Source organism: Streptomyces sp. G-G2 (assembly GCF_030063135.1).
In the GTDB taxonomy this organism is placed as follows: Bacteria; Actinomycetota; Actinomycetes; order Streptomycetales; family Streptomycetaceae; genus Streptomyces.
Map to the genome: position 1 here is coordinate 37,021 of NZ_JASISO010000036.1, position 18,043 is coordinate 55,063.

14 protein-coding genes, 2 tRNA genes and 1 pseudogene are annotated in these 18,043 nt (G+C 69.7%); 9 read left to right on the forward strand and 8 right to left on the reverse strand.

Going from position 1 to position 18,043, the window contains the following annotated elements; translation table 11 throughout:
* Positions 1-50: 50 nt before the first annotated feature.
* Together QMF80_RS26110 and QMF80_RS26115 are read right to left on the reverse strand one after the other, a co-directional pair.
* Positions 51-122, reverse strand: a tRNA-Gly gene (locus QMF80_RS26110).
* 88 nt (positions 123-210) lie between these two features.
* A complete protein-coding gene (locus tag QMF80_RS26115; protein ID WP_283457336.1) occupies positions 211-528 on the reverse strand; it encodes a histone-like nucleoid-structuring protein Lsr2 in 318 nt (105 codons plus the stop codon).
* A gap of 327 nt (positions 529-855) precedes the next feature.
* Between QMF80_RS26115 and purS the strand changes: the two genes are divergently transcribed.
* The 4 genes from purS to QMF80_RS26135 all read left to right on the forward strand — a co-directional run bounded on the left by purS (position 856) and on the right by QMF80_RS26135 (position 5,042).
* Complete coding sequence (gene purS / locus QMF80_RS26120; protein WP_283457338.1) at positions 856-1,101, forward strand: phosphoribosylformylglycinamidine synthase subunit PurS; 246 nt, start codon at positions 856-858, stop codon at positions 1,099-1,101.
* A gap of 2 nt (positions 1,102-1,103) precedes the next feature.
* Positions 1,104-1,784: a phosphoribosylformylglycinamidine synthase subunit PurQ gene (gene purQ, locus QMF80_RS26125; RefSeq protein ID WP_283457340.1), complete on the forward strand. Its 681-nt coding sequence runs from the start codon at positions 1,104-1,106 to the stop codon at positions 1,782-1,784.
* Positions 1,781-4,030, forward strand: a complete 2,250-nt coding sequence (gene purL, locus QMF80_RS26130; RefSeq protein ID WP_283457342.1) for a phosphoribosylformylglycinamidine synthase subunit PurL — start codon at positions 1,781-1,783, stop codon at positions 4,028-4,030. Before purQ ends, purL begins: the two co-directional genes overlap by 4 nt.
* A 220-nt stretch (positions 4,031-4,250) precedes the next feature.
* Positions 4,251-5,042, forward strand: coding sequence for a maleylpyruvate isomerase family mycothiol-dependent enzyme (locus tag QMF80_RS26135; RefSeq protein ID WP_283457344.1), 792 nt, complete (start codon positions 4,251-4,253; stop codon positions 5,040-5,042).
* 43 nt (positions 5,043-5,085) lie between these two features.
* On the opposite strand, the pseudogene QMF80_RS26140 reads toward QMF80_RS26135, so the two are convergent.
* A pseudogene (locus QMF80_RS26140) lies at positions 5,086-6,242 on the reverse strand (sulfatase family protein).
* A 112-nt stretch (positions 6,243-6,354) separates the two neighbouring features.
* Positions 6,355-6,450 (reverse strand): putative leader peptide, encoded by a 96-nt coding sequence (locus tag QMF80_RS38395; RefSeq protein WP_353961805.1) that lies wholly within the window; start codon positions 6,448-6,450, stop codon positions 6,355-6,357.
* 136 nt (positions 6,451-6,586) lie between these two features.
* On the opposite strand from QMF80_RS38395, the gene purF reads away from it, so the two are divergent.
* Together purF and purM are read left to right on the forward strand one after the other, a co-directional pair.
* Complete coding sequence (gene purF / locus QMF80_RS26145) at positions 6,587-8,104, forward strand: amidophosphoribosyltransferase (protein WP_283457345.1); 1,518 nt, start codon at positions 6,587-6,589, stop codon at positions 8,102-8,104.
* Between the two features lie 64 nt (positions 8,105-8,168).
* Positions 8,169-9,239 (forward strand): phosphoribosylformylglycinamidine cyclo-ligase, encoded by a 1,071-nt coding sequence (gene purM, locus QMF80_RS26150; protein ID WP_283457347.1) that lies wholly within the window; start codon positions 8,169-8,171, stop codon positions 9,237-9,239.
* 90 nt (positions 9,240-9,329) lie between these two features.
* Here the strand turns inward: purM and QMF80_RS26155 are convergent, their stop codons facing one another.
* Positions 9,330-9,593 (reverse strand): DUF3073 domain-containing protein, encoded by a 264-nt coding sequence (locus QMF80_RS26155; RefSeq protein ID WP_283457349.1) that lies wholly within the window; start codon positions 9,591-9,593, stop codon positions 9,330-9,332.
* Between the two features lie 321 nt (positions 9,594-9,914).
* A complete protein-coding gene (locus QMF80_RS26160; RefSeq protein WP_283457351.1) occupies positions 9,915-11,024 on the reverse strand; it encodes a Leu/Phe/Val dehydrogenase in 1,110 nt (369 codons plus the stop codon).
* Between the two features lie 231 nt (positions 11,025-11,255).
* Here QMF80_RS26160 and QMF80_RS26165 point away from each other — a divergent pair, with 231 nt between their 5' ends.
* Positions 11,256-12,086, forward strand: coding sequence for a DUF8083 family protein (locus tag QMF80_RS26165; RefSeq protein ID WP_502962920.1), 831 nt, complete (start codon positions 11,256-11,258; stop codon positions 12,084-12,086).
* A 512-nt stretch (positions 12,087-12,598) separates the two neighbouring features.
* Complete coding sequence (gene bldC, locus QMF80_RS26170; RefSeq protein WP_003949541.1) at positions 12,599-12,805, forward strand: developmental transcriptional regulator BldC; 207 nt, start codon at positions 12,599-12,601, stop codon at positions 12,803-12,805.
* A 672-nt stretch (positions 12,806-13,477) separates the two neighbouring features.
* On the opposite strand, the gene QMF80_RS26175 is transcribed toward bldC, so the two are convergent.
* A tRNA-Asp gene (locus tag QMF80_RS26175) sits at positions 13,478-13,551 on the reverse strand.
* A gap of 79 nt (positions 13,552-13,630) precedes the next feature.
* A complete protein-coding gene (hrpA, locus tag QMF80_RS26180) occupies positions 13,631-17,554 on the reverse strand; it encodes an ATP-dependent RNA helicase HrpA (protein WP_283457522.1) in 3,924 nt (1,307 codons plus the stop codon).
* 117 nt (positions 17,555-17,671) lie between these two features.
* Here hrpA and QMF80_RS26185 point away from each other — a divergent pair, with 117 nt between their 5' ends.
* Entirely contained in the window at positions 17,672-18,028 is a 357-nt protein-coding gene (locus tag QMF80_RS26185) for a hypothetical protein (protein ID WP_283457524.1), read from the forward strand.
* Positions 18,029-18,043: the final 15 nt, after the last annotated feature.

Genomic DNA, 18,043 nt, shown 5'->3' on the forward strand with positions numbered 1-18,043 from the left:
TGCGAGCATCACTGTACCCGATCCACCGTAGTGGTCGGTAAAGCGTGCAGAGCGGGTGACAGGAATTGCACACTGCGCCTTCCCCCTGGAAGGAGGATGTTCTACTACTGAACTACACCCGCACGACCTTCGGGGCTTTGACCTGCGGTCTGGCCCCTCGGCGTGATCCACACACTAGCCGATCCATGGGGGTGGATGGCAAATCGGGGGTCAGTGGGCCGCGTTGTAGGCCTCGTAGACCTTCTTGGGGATGCGGCCGCGGGGCGGCACGTCGAGCTGGTTGGAGCGCGCCCAGGCGCGGACGACCGCCGGGTCCGGAGCGATCGAGGTGTGCTTGTAGGCCTTCCCGGAACGGGACTGCCGACGGCCGGCGGCCACGTAAGGGGCCAGGCTCTTCCGGAGCTTCTTTGCGTTGGCGAGATTGAGGTCGATCTCGTACGACTTACCGTCCAGGGCGAACACGACCGTTTCCGACGCTTCTCCGCCGTCGATGTCGTCGGAGATCGTGACTACTACGCGCTGCGCCACGGATATCGGTCCCTTCGCGCGGCAACCGGCGCCTGTTGACGTGCGGTGATGCCGACTGTGTGGATGCTTCGGAGCAATGCTTCATTCCGCCGGTTTTCCGGAGGATTCCTTTGTACCGTGATTCGCATTGGATAGCGAAGCCCAGTTAATTGTCTCCGCGTGTCCCGCCGCAATCCCAGGCACGTGTTTTTCCGGTGGATTTTGCGAAGCCATGGTGAAGCCGAAACCCCCCGACCGACCCCGCCGAAGCATATCTACCCGCGTAGAATTTTTGGCCGGGTACGCTGATGGAACCGCCTTCGCACCAAACCACACACGGGAGTGCCAGTGGCACGCGTCGTAGTCGACGTCATGCTCAAGCCGGAGATCCTCGACCCCCAGGGCCAGGCGGTGCAGCGTGCACTGCCGCGTCTGGGCTTCGATGGGATCGCCGACGTCCGCCAGGGGAAGCGCTTCGAACTGGAGGTGGAGGGACCGGTCGACCAGGCCGCCCTCGACCGCATCCACACGATGGCCGAAACGTTCCTCGCCAACACCGTCATCGAAGACTTCACCGTGAAGGTCGAGGCCTGACGGTGACCACTCGCATCGGAGTCGTCACGTTCCCCGGAACGCTCGACGACCGTGACTCGCTGCGCGCCATCCGCCTCGCGGGTGCCGAGCCGGTCCCGCTGTGGCACCGCGACAAGGACCTGCACCAGGTCGACGCGGTCGTCCTCGCGGGCGGGTTCAGCTACGGCGACTACCTGCGCGCCGGAGCCATCTCCCGTTTCTCGCCGGTGATGGAGCCGCTGATCGACGCCGCGCGGTCGGGCATGCCCGTCCTCGGCATCTGCAACGGCTTCCAGATCCTCACCGAGGCCCACCTGCTGCCGGGCGCGATGCTCCGCAACAACCACCTGCACTTCGTCTGCCGCGACCAGAAGCTGCGCGTGGAGAACGCGGAGACCGCGTGGACCGGCGACTACACCGCCGGCCAGGAGATCTCCGTACCGCTGAAGAACATGGACGGCCGCTACACCGCGGACGAGCACACGCTCGACGAGCTGGAGGCCGAGGGCCGGGTGGCCTTCCGCTACCTGGACGGCAACCCCAACGGCTCGCTGCGCGACATCGCGGGCATCACGAACGCGGCGGGCAACATCGTGGGCCTCATGCCGCACCCCGAACACGCGGTCGAGCCGCTGATCGGGACGGGCCGCACCGACGGTCTCGGATTCTTCACCTCGATCCTGAAGAAGCTGGTCACCGCATGAGCCTCGACACCGTCAAGAACGCGACCGGCACGCCGGACGCGGAGCAGCCGTGGAAGGAACTCGGCCTCAAGGAGGACGAGTACGCCCGGATCCGGGAGATCCTCGGCCGCCGTCCCACCGGCGCCGAGCTGGCCATGTACTCCGTCATGTGGTCCGAGCACTGCTCGTACAAGAGCAGCAAGGTCCACCTGAAGCAGTTCGGCGAGAAGGCCCCCGAGAACACCGCGATGCTCGTCGGGATCGGCGAGAACGCGGGCGTCGTCGACGTCGGCCAGGGTTACGCGGTCACCTTCAAGGTCGAGTCGCACAACCACCCGTCGTACATCGAGCCCTACCAGGGCGCCGCCACCGGCATCGGCGGCATCGTCCGCGACATCCTCGCCATGGGCGCCCGCCCGGTCGCGGTCGTGGACCCGCTGCGCTTCGGCGCGGCCGACCACCCCGACACCAAGCGCGTCCTGCCCGGCGTGGTCGCGGGCATCGGCGGCTACGGCAACTGCCTGGGCCTGCCCAACATCGGCGGCGAGGTCGTCTTCGACTCCTGCTACCAGGGCAACCCGCTGGTCAACGCCGGGTGCATCGGCGTGATGAAGCACGAGGACATCCACCTCGCCAAGGCCTCCGGCCCCGGCAACAAGGTCATCCTCTACGGCGCCCGCACGGGCGGCGACGGCATCGGCGGCGTGTCCGTGCTGGCCTCGGAGACCTTCGACTCCACCAAGCCCACGAAGCGCCCCGCCGTCCAGGTCGGCGACCCCTTCCAGGAGAAGCTCCTCATCGAGTGCACCCTGGAGATCTTCAAGGAGAAGCTGGTCGCGGGCATCCAGGACCTCGGCGGCGCGGGGCTCTCCTGCGCCACGTCCGAGCTGGCCTCCGCCGGCAGCGGCGGCATGCGCGTCGAACTGGACACCGTCCCGCTGCGCGACGCGACCCTCTCGCCCGAGGAAATCCTCATGAGCGAGTCGCAGGAACGCATGTGCGCGATCGTCGAGCCGCAGTACGTCGAGCGGTTCATGGAGATCTGCGAGAAGTGGGACGTCATCGCCACCGTCATCGGTGAGGTGACCGAGGGCGAGCGCCTGGAGATCTTCTGGCACGGCGAGCAGATCGTCGACGTGCCCCCGGGCACCGTCGCCCACGAGGGCCCGGTCTACGAGCGCCCGTACGCCCGCCCCGAGTGGCAGGACGCGCTCCAGGCGGACGACGCCAACAAGCTGGCGCGTCCGGCCACCTCGGCCGAGCTGCGCGAGCAGGTCCTGGCACTGGTCTCCTCCCCGAACCAGGCGTCCAAGTCCTGGATCACCGACCAGTACGACCGGTTCGTGCAGGGCAACACCGTCCTGTCGCAGCCCGAGGACGCGGGCATGGTCCGCATCGACGAGGAGACCAACCTCGGCGTCGCCATGGCCACCGACGGCAACGGCCGTTTCGCCAAGCTCGACCCGTACACCGGCGCGCAGCTGGCCCTGGCCGAGGCCTACCGCAACGTGTCCGCGACCGGCGCCAACCCCCTCGCGATCTCCGACTGCCTGAACTTCGGGTCCCCCGAGGACCCGGGCGTCATGTGGCAGTTCGCCGAGGCCTGCCGCGGTCTCGCGGACGGCTGCCTGGAGCTGGGCACCCCGGTGACCGGCGGCAACGTCTCGCTGTACAACCAGACCGGTGACACCGCGATCCACCCGACCCCGGTCGTGGCGGTGCTCGGTGTGATCGACGACGTCAACCGCCGTACGCCGATGGCGTTCACGGAGCCCGGGCAGCTGCTCTACCTGCTGGGTGACACGGCCGAGGAGTTCGGCGGCTCCGCCTGGTCCGAGGTCGTCCACCAGCACCTCGGCGGCATGCCGCCGAAGGTGGACCTGGGCCGCGAGAAGCTGCTCGGCGAGATCCTCATCTCGGGGTCCCGCGACGGCATGATCGACGCCGCGCACGACCTGTCCGACGGTGGCCTCGTCCAGGCGCTCACCGAGTCCTGCCTGCGCGGCGGCAACGGCGCGCGGATCGTGGTCCCGGAGACGCTGGACGCCTTCACCTTCCTCTTCTCCGAGTCCGCGGGCCGGGCCGTCGTGGCCGTCCCGCGCAGCGAGGAGCTCCGCTTCACCGACATGTGCGGCGCGCGCGGCCTGCCCGCCACGCGGATCGGTGTCGTGGACGGCGAGGAGATCGAGATCCAGGGCGAGTTCAGCATTCCGCTGACCGAACTGCGTACCGCGCACGAGGCGACGATCCCGGCCCTGCTGGCCTGATCCGCCCCGATCCGCCGGCCGCGACAGCGGTTACGAGGCCCCGCCCGGGTTCGCCCGGACGGGGCCTCGCGCTGTCCGGGCCGGTTGCTACGGGCCTTCTCGCGGGCGTGACATGGCGAACGCACACCCTGGGGGCGGAACATGTCCGCACCGGGCGCCGCCGGGGCTCGGCGGCCTGACCCTCCCGGCCGCCGAGCCGGGCCGGGGATAGGGTCGGCGCATGGCGCCTGGGAAGAAGAGACCGCGTACCTACGACTCCGCAAGGATCCGCGCGGCCGTCACCGCGCAGTTCGGGCACGTGGCCGACGCGGTACGGGGGTTGAGCGCAGAGCAGCTCGCCCGGCCGACGCACCTCGGTGACTGGAGCGTCGGTGAACTCGCCGCGCACATCGCCTGGATCGCGGACTCCCTGGCGGGCGGCCTGGCCCGGCCGCCGGCCGCGAAGGCGGTGCTCAGCGCCGTGGAGTGGCCCTTCGCGACCGCACCGCTGGCCGGGCGGATCGCCGACGCGGCGGCCGAGACCCTGGGCGGGGCCCCGCTGCCCGAGCTGTACGAGCGGGCCGCGCACCGGATGGCCGGGGCGCTGGCCGACCATCGCGACGACCGGGTGCTCGACCTGTGGATCGGGGCGATGGCCCTGGGGGACTTCCTGGTCACCCGGACCGTGGAACTGGTGGTCCACACCGACGACCTGAACCGGGCGGCGGGGCTGGAGATCCAGGTCGAGCGCCAGGCGCTGGCCGCCTGCGTACGGCTGCTGGCCGACGCGCTCGCGGAGAAGGCCCCGGGCGGCTCGGTCGAGGTACGGATCCCGCCGTTCGCGGTGGTCCAGTGCGTGGCCGGCCCCCGGCACACCCGGGGTACGCCGCCCAACGTGGTGGAGACGGACCCGCTGACCTGGATCCGGCTGGCCACCGGACGTACCGGGTGGGCCGGGGAGTTGGCGCGGGCCCGGGTCAGCGCCAGCGGCGAACGGGCCGACCTGGCCACGCTGCTGCCCCTGATGCGCTGACCCGGCGGGCCGCCGTACGGGTCGGACCGGGCGGGGGGCCGGATCAGGCGGGGTACGGGAGCAGCCCCGCGTCCGTCTTCTCCCAGGCCGCCCGCAGCTCCGCGAGGCGGGCCGGTTCGACGGCCGCCTTGTCGGCCTGCTCCCGGAGGTCCCCGGCCAGGTTGAACAGCTGGTCCCGGCCCGACGTGCCGCGGTAGTACTTCCAGTCGCCGCGGCGCAGCGCCCGCTCCCCGCGCACCCGCCAGAACAGGTCGTGCGCCGGGGCCCTCTCGCCGCGCAGCAGGTACCCGGCCAGGCTCCGGCCGTCGAGCGGGTGGGCGCGGTCCGGCCGGGTGCCCGCCAGTTCCAGCAGGGTCGCCGTCCAGTCGGGGGTGACCACCGGAACGTGGCTGACCTGGCCGCCGTCGATCCGGGCGGGCCAGCGGACGACGGTGGGCACGCGGATCCCGCCCTCCTGGAGGGAGGCCTTGTTGCTGGTCAGCGGCCAGTTGTAGGAGAACCGCTCGCCGCCGTTGTCACTGGCGAAGAAGACCAGGGTGTCGTCCTCCTGCCCGGAGCGCTTCAGTGCGGCGAGCACCTCGCCGACCGAGCGGTCGAGGTCCTCGACCATCTGCCGGTACTTGTCGACCGAGCCGCCGTCCTGGTGCCACAGCGCCCGTTTGTCGGCCGCCTCGATCCGGCGGACGACCTCCTTGCTCTCCTGCGTGTCACCGTCGGCTATCCAAGGCCAGTGCGGGGTGGTGAAGTTCAGGTTCAGGGGTGGGTGGGCTCCAGGCCGACGCTCTTGTCGGCGATCGGTTCGGCCAGGCCGCTCGCGGTACGGCCCGGGTAGCGGCCGGTGTAGAGGCTGAACCGGGTCGGCGAGCAGGTCGCGGACCCCGCGTAGGCATCGGTGAACCGGACGCCCTGGCGGCCCAGTCGGTCCAGGTTCGGGGTCTTGATGTGCGGGGCGCCGTACGAGGACAGGTCGGCCCAGCCCAGGTCGTCGCCCAGGATGAACAGGATGTTCGGGCGGCGCGAGGAGCGGCCCGCGGCCGCCTTGAACTCCCGCTCCCGGGGCTGCGCGTCACGCGCCCCGGCCGGTTCGGCGCCGGCGGCCCGCGCCGGAGCGGCGGCGATCCCCACGGCCGCGGTGGCGGCGGTGGCGCCGACCGCCCCGCCGAAGGCGCGCCGGGACAGCTCGGAAGGGTGAGTGCTCACAGAAGCACTCCAGTGCAGGGCGGAGCCGCCGACGGGAATCTCCGGCGGGCCCAGACAGAAAAGACCCGTAAAGGGTCAGAAAAAGGGGAAAAGAACCGCGAAATGTGAGTGGTTACGCGGAACAGCGACAGATAGCGCTCGCGACACGGACCAGGTCTACGTGGCGGCGCTCAACAAGGGTGACGCGGTGGTCACCGAGAGGCTGCATGGGCCGGAGCTTGTACGAATGTCCGAGGCCCTGTCAACAACACCATCCGGATACCGAGACGTCACCCTGCGTGCTGTGACATTTCCCGGCGGTCCTCAATTCGGACCCGTGGTCGATCTCGCCTACACTCGGAACCGTGCCTCGTGGTGATGGACGACTCAACCACGACCTGCTCCCCGGTGAGAAGGGCCCCCAGGACGCTTGCGGCGTCTTCGGTGTCTGGGCTCCGGGTGAAGAGGTCGCCAAGCTCACCTACTTCGGACTGTATGCGCTGCAGCACCGTGGACAAGAGTCCGCGGGAATCGCTGTGAGCAACGGTTCCCAGATCCTCGTCTTCAAGGACATGGGCCTCGTTTCCCAGGTCTTCGACGAAACCTCCCTCGGATCCCTCCAAGGTCATATCGCGGTCGGTCACGCCCGCTACTCGACCACCGGAGCCTCCGTCTGGGAAAACGCGCAGCCCACCTTCCGTGCGACGGCCCACGGCTCCATTGCCCTGGGTCACAACGGAAACCTGGTGAACACCGCCGAACTCGCCGGGATGGTCGCCGACCTCCCCCGGCAGGACGGCCGTGCCACCCAGGTGGCCGCGACCAACGACACCGATCTCGTCACGGCCCTGCTCGCCGGACAGACGGACGACGACGGCAGGCCCCTGACCATCGAGGAGTCGGCCACCAAGGTCCTCCCCCTGGTCAAGGGCGCCTTCTCGCTCGTCTTCATGGACGAGGGCACCCTCTACACCGCCCGTGACCCGCAGGGCATCCGCCCGCTGGTCCTGGGCCGCCTGGAGCGCGGCTGGGTGGTGGCGAGCGAGAGCGCCGCCCTCGACATCTGCGGCGCCAGCTTCGTCCGCGAGGTCGAGCCCGGCGAGCTGATCGCGATCGACGAGAACGGTCTCCGTTCCTCCCGATTCGCGGAAGCGAAGCCCAAGGGCTGCGTCTTCGAGTACGTCTACCTGGCGCGCCCGGACACCGACATCGCCGGCCGGAACGTGTACCTCTCGCGTGTCGAGATGGGGCGGCGTCTGGCCAAGGAAGCCCCGGCCGATGCCGACCTGGTGATATCCACGCCGGAATCGGGCACGCCCGCCGCCGTCGGCTACGCCGAGGCCAGCGGGATTCCCTACGGCGTCGGCCTGGTCAAGAACGCCTACGTCGGCCGGACCTTCATCCAGCCCTCGCAGACGATCCGCCAGCTCGGCATCCGGCTGAAGCTCAACCCCCTCAAGGAAGTCATCCGGGGCAAGCGCCTGGTGGTCGTGGACGACTCGATCGTCCGCGGCAACACCCAGCGCGCCCTGGTCAAGATGCTCCGCGAGGCCGGTGCGGCCGAGGTCCACATCCGGATCTCCTCCCCGCCCGTGAAGTGGCCCTGCTTCTTCGGCATCGACTTCGCCACCCGCGCGGAACTGATCGCCAACGGCATGACGGTCGACGAGATCGCCACCTCCATGGGCGCGGACTCCCTCTCGTACATCTCGCTCGACGCGATGATCGAGGCGACGACCATCCAGAAGCCGAACCTCTGCCGTGCCTGCTTCGACGGCGAGTACCCCATGGAGCTGCCCGACCCGCAGCTCCTGGGCAAGCAGCTTCTGGAGACCGAGCTGGCCGGTGGCACCGACGCCGCCGACGCGCTCCGCCGTCCCTGATCACACGTCCGCGCTTCACGCACCCGCAGTAACCGCAGTAACGACACGAAAGCTCTCTCCTGTCATGACAGAGAAGACCACCGGTGCCAGCTACGCAGCAGCAGGTGTCGACATCGAGGCGGGCGACCGCGCCGTCGAGCTCATGAAGGAGTGGGTGAAGAAGACGCGGCGCCCCGAGGTCCTCGGCGGCCTCGGCGGCTTCGCCGGCCTCTTCGACGCCTCCGCCCTCAAGCGGTACGAGCGCCCGCTGCTCGCGTCGGCCACCGATGGCGTCGGCACCAAGGTGGACATCGCCCGCAGGCTCGGCGTGTACGACACCATCGGCCACGACCTCGTCGCGATGGTCATGGACGACATCGTCGTCTGCGGCGCCGAGCCGCTCTTCATGACCGACTACATCTGCGTCGGCAAGGTCCACCCCGAGCGTGTCGCGGCCATCGTCAAGGGCATCGCCGAGGGTTGCGTCCTGGCCGGGTGCGCCCTGGTGGGCGGCGAGACCGCCGAACACCCGGGTCTGCTGGGCCCGGACGACTTCGACGTGGCGGGCGCCGGCACGGGCGTCGTGGAGTACGACGCCCTGCTCGGCGCGGACCGTATCCGTACGGGTGACGCCGTCATCGCGATGGCGTCCTCCGGTCTTCACTCCAACGGGTACTCGCTGGTGCGCCACGTGCTCCTCGACCGGGCCGGAATGGCGCTGGAGGGTCACGTCGAGGAGCTCGGCCGGACCCTCGGCGAGGAGCTGCTGGAGCCCACCAAGATCTACTCGCTGGACTGCCTGGCCCTCACCCGCACCGCCGAGGTCCACGCCTTCTCGCACATCACGGGCGGCGGCCTCGCGGCCAACCTGGCCCGGGTGATCCCGGACCACCTGCACGCCGCGGTGGACCGCTCGACGTGGGCCCCCGGCGCGGTCTTCGACCTGGTCGGCAAGGCCGGCAAGGTCGAGCGCCTGGAGCTGGAGAAGACCCTGAACATGGGCGTCGGCATGATCGCCGTCCTCCCGCAGGAATCGGTGGACGTGGCACTGACCGCGCTCTCCGACCGGGGCGTCGACGCCTGGGTCGCGGGAGAGATCACCGAGCGCGGCGCGCACACCGAGGGTTCGACCCTGACCGGCGACTACGCGCACTGAGAACGCACGGAAACCCGGTCCGGGGCGTGGCCCCGGACCGGGTTTCCGTATTACCGCTCAGCTGGTGGTGTGGTGCAGACGCTGGATGCGTCAAGCTCCGCGACGTTGCGCCGACGGACCGGACTCTTCGTCCTCGTCCTCGTCGTCGTTGTACAACTTCGCGTACTTGGCGTACGGGTCGTCGTCATCGTCTTCCAGCTCGTCATCGACCTCGACCGGCGCGCTCACAGGCAGCGGCTCCGTCGGCGATGCGCCCAGCTCGTTGGCCAGACGCGAGAGGTCAGTCCCGCCGCTGTTGTACTTCAGCTGGCGGGCGACCTTTGTCTGCTTGGCCTTGGCCCGGCCGCGCCCCATGGCTCGACCCCCTCGGTGACGGGGCTCGACGGCCCCAGAGTCTGACACGCGTTCATGGTTCGGAGCGGGCTCTCCGTGGAGAGACCGTCCGTAGGGCTTTAACGGTACCTGCTTCCGCGGCCCTACGGTACGCCGCCCGCATGACGTGCCCCGGCACAGTGCCTGCGAGACGCCCTGTACTCGCTGGTCAGCTGCGATTTTAACCCTATATTGGCGCACGACCCGCCGAAGCGCAGTGAGTTCCGTCTCTCCGTCGCTCCGGCGGGCGCAAACCCCCGCGGTACGGGGGCGGGCGCCGGTCTTCACCGGCGCCGAACCCGTTTAGACGCCCCGCGCGGCGCGCGCCTCGGACATCCGCTGCTCGGCGATCCGGTCGGCCGCCGCGGCGGGCGGAATCCCATCGGACTTCGCACGTGCGAATATGGCCAGGGTGGTGTCGAAGATCTGCGTGGCCTTGGCCTTGCAGCGGTCGAAGTCGAAGCCGTGCAGCTCGTCGGCGACCTGGATCACGCCGCCCGCGTTGACCACGTAGTCGGGCGCGTAGAGGATCCCGCGGTCCGCGAGGTCCTTCTCCACGCCCGGGTGGGCGAGCTGGTTGTTCGCGGCCCCGCACACCACCTTCGCGGTGAGCACCGCGACGCTCTCGTCGCTCAGGGCCCCGCCGAGGGCGCAGGGGGCGTAGATGTCCAGACCGGGCACCCGGATCAGCGCGTCGGTACCGGCGACCGCGGTGACCTTGCCCGCGTGGCGGTCCTCGGCGTGCTTGTCGAGGATCCGCCGTACGGACTCTTCGCGGACGTCGGTGATGACCACCTCCGCCCCGTCCTCCAGCAGGTGCTCCACCAGGTGGTGGCCCACCTTGCCGACGCCCGCGACGCCGATCCGGCGCCCGCGCAGGGTCGGGTCGCCCCACAGGTGCTGGGCGCTGGCGCGCATGCCCTGGAAGACACCGAAGGCGGTGAGCACCGAGGAGTCCCCGGCGCCGCCGTTCTCGGGGGAGCGGCCGGTGGCCCAGCGGGTCTCGCGGGCGACGACGTCCATGTCGGCGACGTACGTGCCGACGTCGCAGGCGGTCACGTAGCGGCCTCCGAGGGACTCCACGAACCGGCCGTAGGCCAGCAGCAGTTCGTCGCTCTTGAGGATGTCCGGGTCGCCGATGATCACGGCCTTGCCGCCGCCGTGGTCGAGTCCGGCCAGGGCGTTCTTGTACGACATGCCGCGGGCGAGGTTGAGGGCGTCCTGGACGGCCTCCTCGTCCGAGGCGTACGCGTGGAAGCGCGTACCGCCGAGCGCGGGGCCCAGCGCGGTGGAGTGGAGGGCGATGACGGCCTTGAGGCCAGTGGCGCGGTCCTGGCAGAGCACGACCTGCTCGTGGCCGCCCTGTTCCGTGCGGAACAGGGTGTGCAGGACGCCGTCGGTCATTTCGGTCACGGTGGTGACTCCCATGGAAGAGATGCGGCGGGAAGCGCCCTCCTGCGGGTGGGGAGGGCGTTGTTGGGAGCAGCGTAAGACCTGCGGGCCGTACCGGAAGGCCCTGTCCGGGGATCGGACCGCCGCTCGGACTTCTGAGCGGATTTCTCCCGGAGCGGGGGCGTGCGGAACCGCGTACGGGTGCCCGGCGCGGGGGAGTACGAGAGCGTGAGCGAATCCCCCGATCCCCGGCTGCCCGCCGCGCGCCAGGTGCCGACCGTCCCCTACGCGTCCTACCTGCGCGTCTACGAACCCCTCGCCGCCTTCCCCGAGCCGGAGCGCGCGCACTGGGCCGACTACGCCCGGCGCGGGCGCATCCCGACCGCGCAGGACGAGCTGCGCCGCTCGCTGGCGGACCTGGTCCGGGTGCCGCTGCTGGGGGTGCCGGCGCACGAGAGCGCGGACGCCTTCACCGCGGAGGTGGACGGGGTGCTGCTGGTCTGCCCGTGGCGGACCCGGCTGCGCGGCTGGCTGGCGCTCCAGGAGCTGGTGGCCGAGTTCCCGCTGCCGGTGCTGGACGCGGTGCTGCCGCCCGGGGTGCGCCGCCGGGCGGCCGAGGAGTACGACGCCTGGCGGGAGCGGAACCCGGACGCGCGCCCGTGGATCCGCACGGCGGTGTGGCAGGTCCCGCTGCGCTGGTTCGTGCTGGTGGCCGACGAGGAGCGGGAGTACGTACCGGGGGAGGTGCTGCGCTACCGGACGCCGATGGTCCAGGCCCGCCGCAGGCTGGCGCGCGGGCTGCGGACGCTGCGGGAGGCGGAGGGGTACGGGGCGCTGGCGGACGGCCTGGTCGAGGTCGGCAGCTGGCTGGAGGAGTTCCACCCGCGCTCGATGGTCGAGCTGGACTACGGCGGCCTGGTGCACGGGCTGCCCGCGGCGGGCCTGGCGGCGGACCGGTCGGCGAAGGAGCTGGCGGAGGGGATCGCGGCGCTGCGGGCCGGGGATGGTGACGGAGCCGTGGAGACGTACGTCATATTGGCGGACCGATGGCGGGCCGTTCGGGAGAGACTGTTCGCCAACTAGCCGTATCGTCCGAACGGTCACAAGCCGTAGCTCTTCAGGACGATTCACTCATTGGGGTCTTAGTGCCAGGACCTACGTCCTGATCCGGGCCATTGGCTCAAGCGTGACGGACCGCACTTTCTACACCCTTGCGCCCTTCCCCTACCCTCGTGCCAAAATAGGACAAGGAGTCCGGGGAGGGTTCCTTTCGCCCGAGTTTGGGTGCATTGCTCGGTATTGCACTCTATGGGGGGTCTGGCGACTCCTGATCGCTCTGTGACTGATCGTTACAGTGGGGTGACTGTCCGTTATGGGCCAGTCCATCGGCTTCCGCCGCTGATGAACACCTCGGAGGGCAATTCCATCGGTTTGGCCGACGAGGCTGGACAGATGGTGTAGTTGTAGTGCCGAGGACAAGCCGTTCGTCCTATAACCGACTCGGCCTTCGTCTGTCCATTTCGGGCACCGAGGGCCAAGGTGCAGAATTTAGAGGAAAGAACCGAGATGGTTCGGTTCTCCCGAGGAGGCCGCTCATGACCGCTCGCACCCCTGATGCCGAGCCGCTGCTGACCCCGGCTGAGGTTGCCACGATGTTCCGCGTGGACCCGAAGACGGTCACTCGCTGGGCCAAGGCTGGCAAGCTCACGTCCATCCGCACCCTGGGTGGACACCGCCGCTATCGCGAGGCTGAGGTTCGTGCACTGCTCGCGGGAATTCCGCAGCAGCGCAGCGAGGCCTGAGGTCTCGCAGCACTACCTTTTACCGGGTCGATATCGGGTCCCCCAATCCGATGAAACCCACTGGCTTCATGCGGCTGGACCTGCCCCAACAGGTTCGTGAGCCGTCGGTCGCGCTGGACTCCGCCGGGTCCAGCGCGACCTTTTTTTATGCCCGGGAGGGGCTCCCGCCCGGCCGCGCCCACGGTTCGCGGCGGTAGGTGCCATTGCACATATTAAATCGAAGGGGCGTAGGCATGCGATAAATGTGCGCACCTCAAAAACTCTTGTGGTGACTCCCGTCACATCTGACAACTCTTGTACATCCGGCATTGCGCCCGTAATGGGGCCTGCGGGGCGGCTGCGGAGTGACTGCTGTCATATGCCGGAGGACTCTAGCCCCCCGGGGGCCGCGCGGCCGGGCGAAGGTGCTCCACGGGCCCTCCAGGGGCCGCTCCAGGCCCTTTTCGGGGGCCGCCGGGGGGAAAACCTCGCCCCCGCCGTCCGCGCGGCTCCTGGCCGGGCCGTACGCCCTCCGCGCGATCACCGGGCCCAGAGGAATCACCGCACCCCGTCAGCGGTGAGTGAGCGGCGGTCGGTGGTCGGTGGTCACCGTGATCCCGTGGCCCCGTGTGCGGCGCCCGGCAACGCGTCAGGGCCCGTATCCCCTGGGGGATACGGGCCCTGACGTTTCTGCGAACCTGACGGGACTTGAACCCGCGACCTCCACCTTGACAGGGTGGCGAGCTAACCAACTGCTCCACAGGTCCTCGTTCGCGGCCACTTGGTGGCTGCGAAACCGACTGTACAACAGCTCAGGGGGTGAGGTCGAACCCGATCACGCCCCGGTCACGGGGCCAGTGCGTCGATCGCCTTCACGATGCGCTTGTCGGACACCGCGTACGCCGTCCCGAGGGCGTGGGCGAAGTAGCTCACCCGCAGTTCCTCGATCATCCAGCGGACGTCCGTGACCGCCGCCGGCACCGGCCGCCCCCGCGGCAACTGCTCCAGCAGCCAGGCGTACTCGTCCTGCATCTCGTGGACCTTCTCCATGCGCGTGGTGTCCCGCTGCACGGCCGTCGGCATCTGCTGGAGCCGCCGGTCGGCCGCCACCAGATACCGCATCAGGTCCGAGAGCCGGCGCAGTCCGGTGAGGGTCACGAAGCCGGGCGGCACCAGGGCCGCCAGCTGTGTCCGCACGTCCTGCACGTTCTTGGCCAGGGTGAGGCTGCTGGTGGCCTTCAGCCGCCGCTCGCACGCCTGCCAGGCGGCCAGCACCTGCCGCACCTGGCTCACCGTGCGTACGGTCGTGTCCACCAGGTCGGTCCGCACGGCGTCGTAGAGCGTGCGGAAGGCCGCCTCGTCCCAGGCCGGCCCGCCGTGGTCCGCGATCAGCTTGTCGGCCGCCGCGGTCGCGCAGTCGTCGAACAGCGCCTGGATGGAGCCGTGCGGATTGCGGGACAGCGCCAGCTTCTCCTGGTTGCCGAGCTTGTCGGAGGCGAACTTCGCCGGGTTCACCGCGATGTTGAGCAGGATCAGCTTCCGGGTCCCGCGCCACATGGCGAGCCGCTGCTCGGCCTCGGTGTCGAAGAGCCGTACGGAGACACTCGCGCCCTCGTCCACCAACGCGGGGTACGCCTTCACCGGCTGGCCCGCGCGCCGGGTCTCGAAGACCTTGGTCAGGGTGCCGATCGTCCAGTCCGTCAGGCCGGTCCGCTCGATGGCCTCGCCGCCCGCGCGCTCGGCGGTGGCCGCGGCCGCCTGCGAGAGGGCCTGGCGGGCCTTGGGCCGCAGCCGCAGCCGCAGGGCCTCCAGGTCCTTGTCCTCGGCGAGGTTCTTGCGGCGCTCGTCAACGATCCGGAAGGTGATCTTCAGGTGGTCGGCGATCCGGCTCAGGTCGAAGTCCTCGGCCGCGACCGGAACCCCCACCATCCGCTTCAGCTCCCGCGCGAGGGTGACCGTCAGCGGCTCCTGGAGCGGCACGGCGGTGGCCAGGAAGCGGGTCGCGAAGTTCGGCGCGGGCACGTAGTGCCTGCGGATCGGCTTCGGCAGCGAGCGGATCAGCTCGGTGACGATCTCCTCGCGCAGGCCCGGGATCTGCCAGTCGAAGCCCTCGTCGGCGACCTGGTTCAGCACCGTGAGCGGAACGTGCACGGTCACGCCGTCCGCGTCCGCGCCCGGCTCGAACTGGTAGGTCACCCGGAACTTCAGCGCGCCCTGGCGCCAGGAGTCCGGGTAGTCGTCCTTCGTGACCCCGGCGGCCTTCTCGGTGAGCAGCATCTCGCGCTCGAAGTCGAGCAGCTCCGGCTCGTCCCGCTGCTTGTGCTTCCACCAGGAGTCGAAGTGCGCGCCCGAGACCACGTGCTCGGGAATCCGCTGGTCGTAGAAGTCGAAGAGGGTCTCGTCGTCGACGACGATGTCCCGGCGCCGGGCCCGGTGTTCCAGTTCCTCGACCTCGGTCAGCAGCTTGCGGTTGTCGGCGTAGAACTTGTGGTGCGTGCGCCAGTCGCCCTCGACCAGGGCATTGCGGATGAACAGCTCGCGCGAGACCTCGGCGTCGATCCGGCCGTAGTTGATCTTCCGCTGGGCCACGATCGGGACGCCGTACAGCGTGACCTTCTCGTACGCCATCACCGCCGCCTGGTCCTTCTCCCAGTGCGGTTCGCTGTACGTGCGCTTGATCAGGTGCTGGGCGAGCGGCTCGACCCACTCGGGTTCGACCTTCGCGTTGACCCGCGCCCACAGCCGGGAGGTCTCCACGAGCTCCGCCGACATGACGAACTTCGGCTGCTTCTTGAAAAGAGCCGAACCGGGGAAGACCGCGAACTTCGCGGACCGCGCGCCGAGGTATTCGTTCTTGTCGGTGTCCTTGAGCCCGATGTGCGAGAGCAGACCCGCCAGCAGTGACACGTGGATGTGCTGCTCCGGGGCATCGGCCTCGTTGACGTGGATGCCCATGGTCTTGGCGACCGTACGCAGCTGCGAGTAGATGTCCTGCCACTCGCGGATCCGCAGGAAGTTCAGGTACTCCTGCTTGCACATCCGGCGGAAGGAGGAGGAGCCGCGCTCCTTCTGCTGCTCCCGGACGTAGCGCCACATGTTCAGGAACGCCAGGAAGTCGCTGGTCTCGTCCTTGAAGCGGGCGTGGTTCTGGTCGGCCTGGGTCTGCTTGTCCGAGGGCCGCTCGCGCGGGTCCTGGATCGACAGCGCGGCCGCGATGACCATGACCTCGCGCACGCAGTTGTTCTTGTCCGCCTCCACCACCATGCGGGCCAGGCGCGGGTCCACCGGCAGCTGGGAGAGCTGGCGGCCCATCGGCGTGAGCCGCTTCGTGTGGTCCTTCTCCGACGGATCGAGCGCGCCCAGCTCCTGGAGCAGCTGCACGCCGTCGCGGATGTTGCGGTGGTCCGGCGGGTCGAGGAAGGGGAACTTCTCGATCTCGCCGAGGCCCGCCGCGGTCATCTGGAGGATGACGGAGGCCAGGTTGGTGCGCAGGATCTCGGCGTCCGTGAACTCCGGTCGGGAGAGGAAGTCGTCCTCGGTATACAGCCGGATGCAGATGCCGTCCGAGGTACGGCCGCAGCGGCCCTTGCGCTGGTTGGCGCTGGCCTGCGAGATCCGCTCGATGGGCAGCCGCTGGACCTTGGTGCGGTGGCTGTAGCGGGAGATGCGGGCATTGCCCGGGTCGATCACGTACTTGATGCCCGGGACGGTCAGCGAGGTCTCGGCGACGTTGGTCGCGAGGACGATCCGGCGCCCGGTGTGCTGCTGGAACACCCGGTGCTGCTCGGCGTGCGAGAGGCGCGCGTAGAGGGGGAGCACCTCGGTGAAGCGAAGGTTGCGTTTGTTCAGCGCGTCCGCGGTGTCCCGGATCTCGCGCTCGCCGGAGAGGAAGACCAGGACGTCGCCCGGTCCCTCGGACTGGAGCTCGTCCACGGCCTCGCAGATCGCCGTGATCTGGTCGCGGTCGCTGTCGTCGCCCTCCTCCTCCAGGAGCGGGCGGTAGCGGACCTCCACCGGATACGTCCGGCCGCTGACCTCGACGATCGGGGCGTCCCCGAAGTGCCGGGAGAACCGCTCGGGGTCGATCGTCGCCGAGGTGATGATCACCTTGAGGTCGGGGCGCTTGGGCAGCAGCGTGGCGAGGTAGCCGAGCAGGAAGTCGATGTTCAGCGACCGCTCGTGCGCCTCGTCGATGATGATCGTGTCGTAGGCGCGCAGCTCGCGGTCCGTCTGGATCTCGGCCAGCAGGATGCCGTCCGTCATCAGCTTCACGAAGGTCGCGTCCTGGTCCACCTGGTCGGTGAACCGGACCTTCCAGCCGACCGTCTGCCCGATCTCGGACTTCAGCTCTTCGGCGATCCGCTCCGCGACCGTGCGGGCCGCGATCCGGCGGGGCTGGGTGTGGCCGATCATCCCCCGGACGCCGCGCCCCAGCTCCATGCAGATCTTGGGGATCTGCGTGGTCTTGCCCGAGCCGGTCTCGCCCGCGACGATCACGACCTGGTGGTCGCGTATCGCCTCGGCGATCTCGTCCTTCTTCTGGCTGACCGGAAGGTTCTCGGGATAGGTGATCTCAGGCATGAGCGAGGCGCGCCCGGCCAGTCGCGCGGCGGCCTTCTCGGCCTCCGCGGCGATCTCGTCGAGTACGGCCTGCTTGGCCTCGGGCTTGCGGATGCGGCGGGCGCCCTCGAGGCGGCGGCCGAGGCGGTGCGCGTCGCGGAGGGAGATCTCACCGAGAAGCGTCTGCAGGGCGGCGAAGGAAGTAGACATACCTGGTGAAGGATCTCACCCGTGGGCGTTGGGTGGCGAACGCATTTGTGGGCGGGCCCGTACCATTTCCGGACGAGTCACCCCAACCATCCCCTCCGTGTGAGTGAGAGGCCCGCCATGTCCCGCCCCCGCGTTCCCGTGTGGTGCCTGCTGGGCGCCGTCCTCGCGGTACTGCTGGGATGCGCGGCGCCCGCCGGGGCCCGCCCCGCGGTGGATCCGCCGCGGGTGACGGCGATGGCGGCGACGGCGTACGCCGGCCAGGGCCCCGCCTGCGCGCCGGGCACCGGGGGCCACGAGCAGGCCCCGGCCGTGCCGCCGCGCGCCGGTCAGGGCGGCGACCACGCCCAGGTCCCGCCCGGCCGGGTTCCGGCGGAGCGGGAGGGCGACGCTCCGGGCAGGCCCGCGCGGGTCCTCGTACGGGGACCGGACCGGCCCGCGCCCGGGCCGTTGGAGCTGTCGGTGATGCGGGTCTAGGAGGACCGGTCGCCA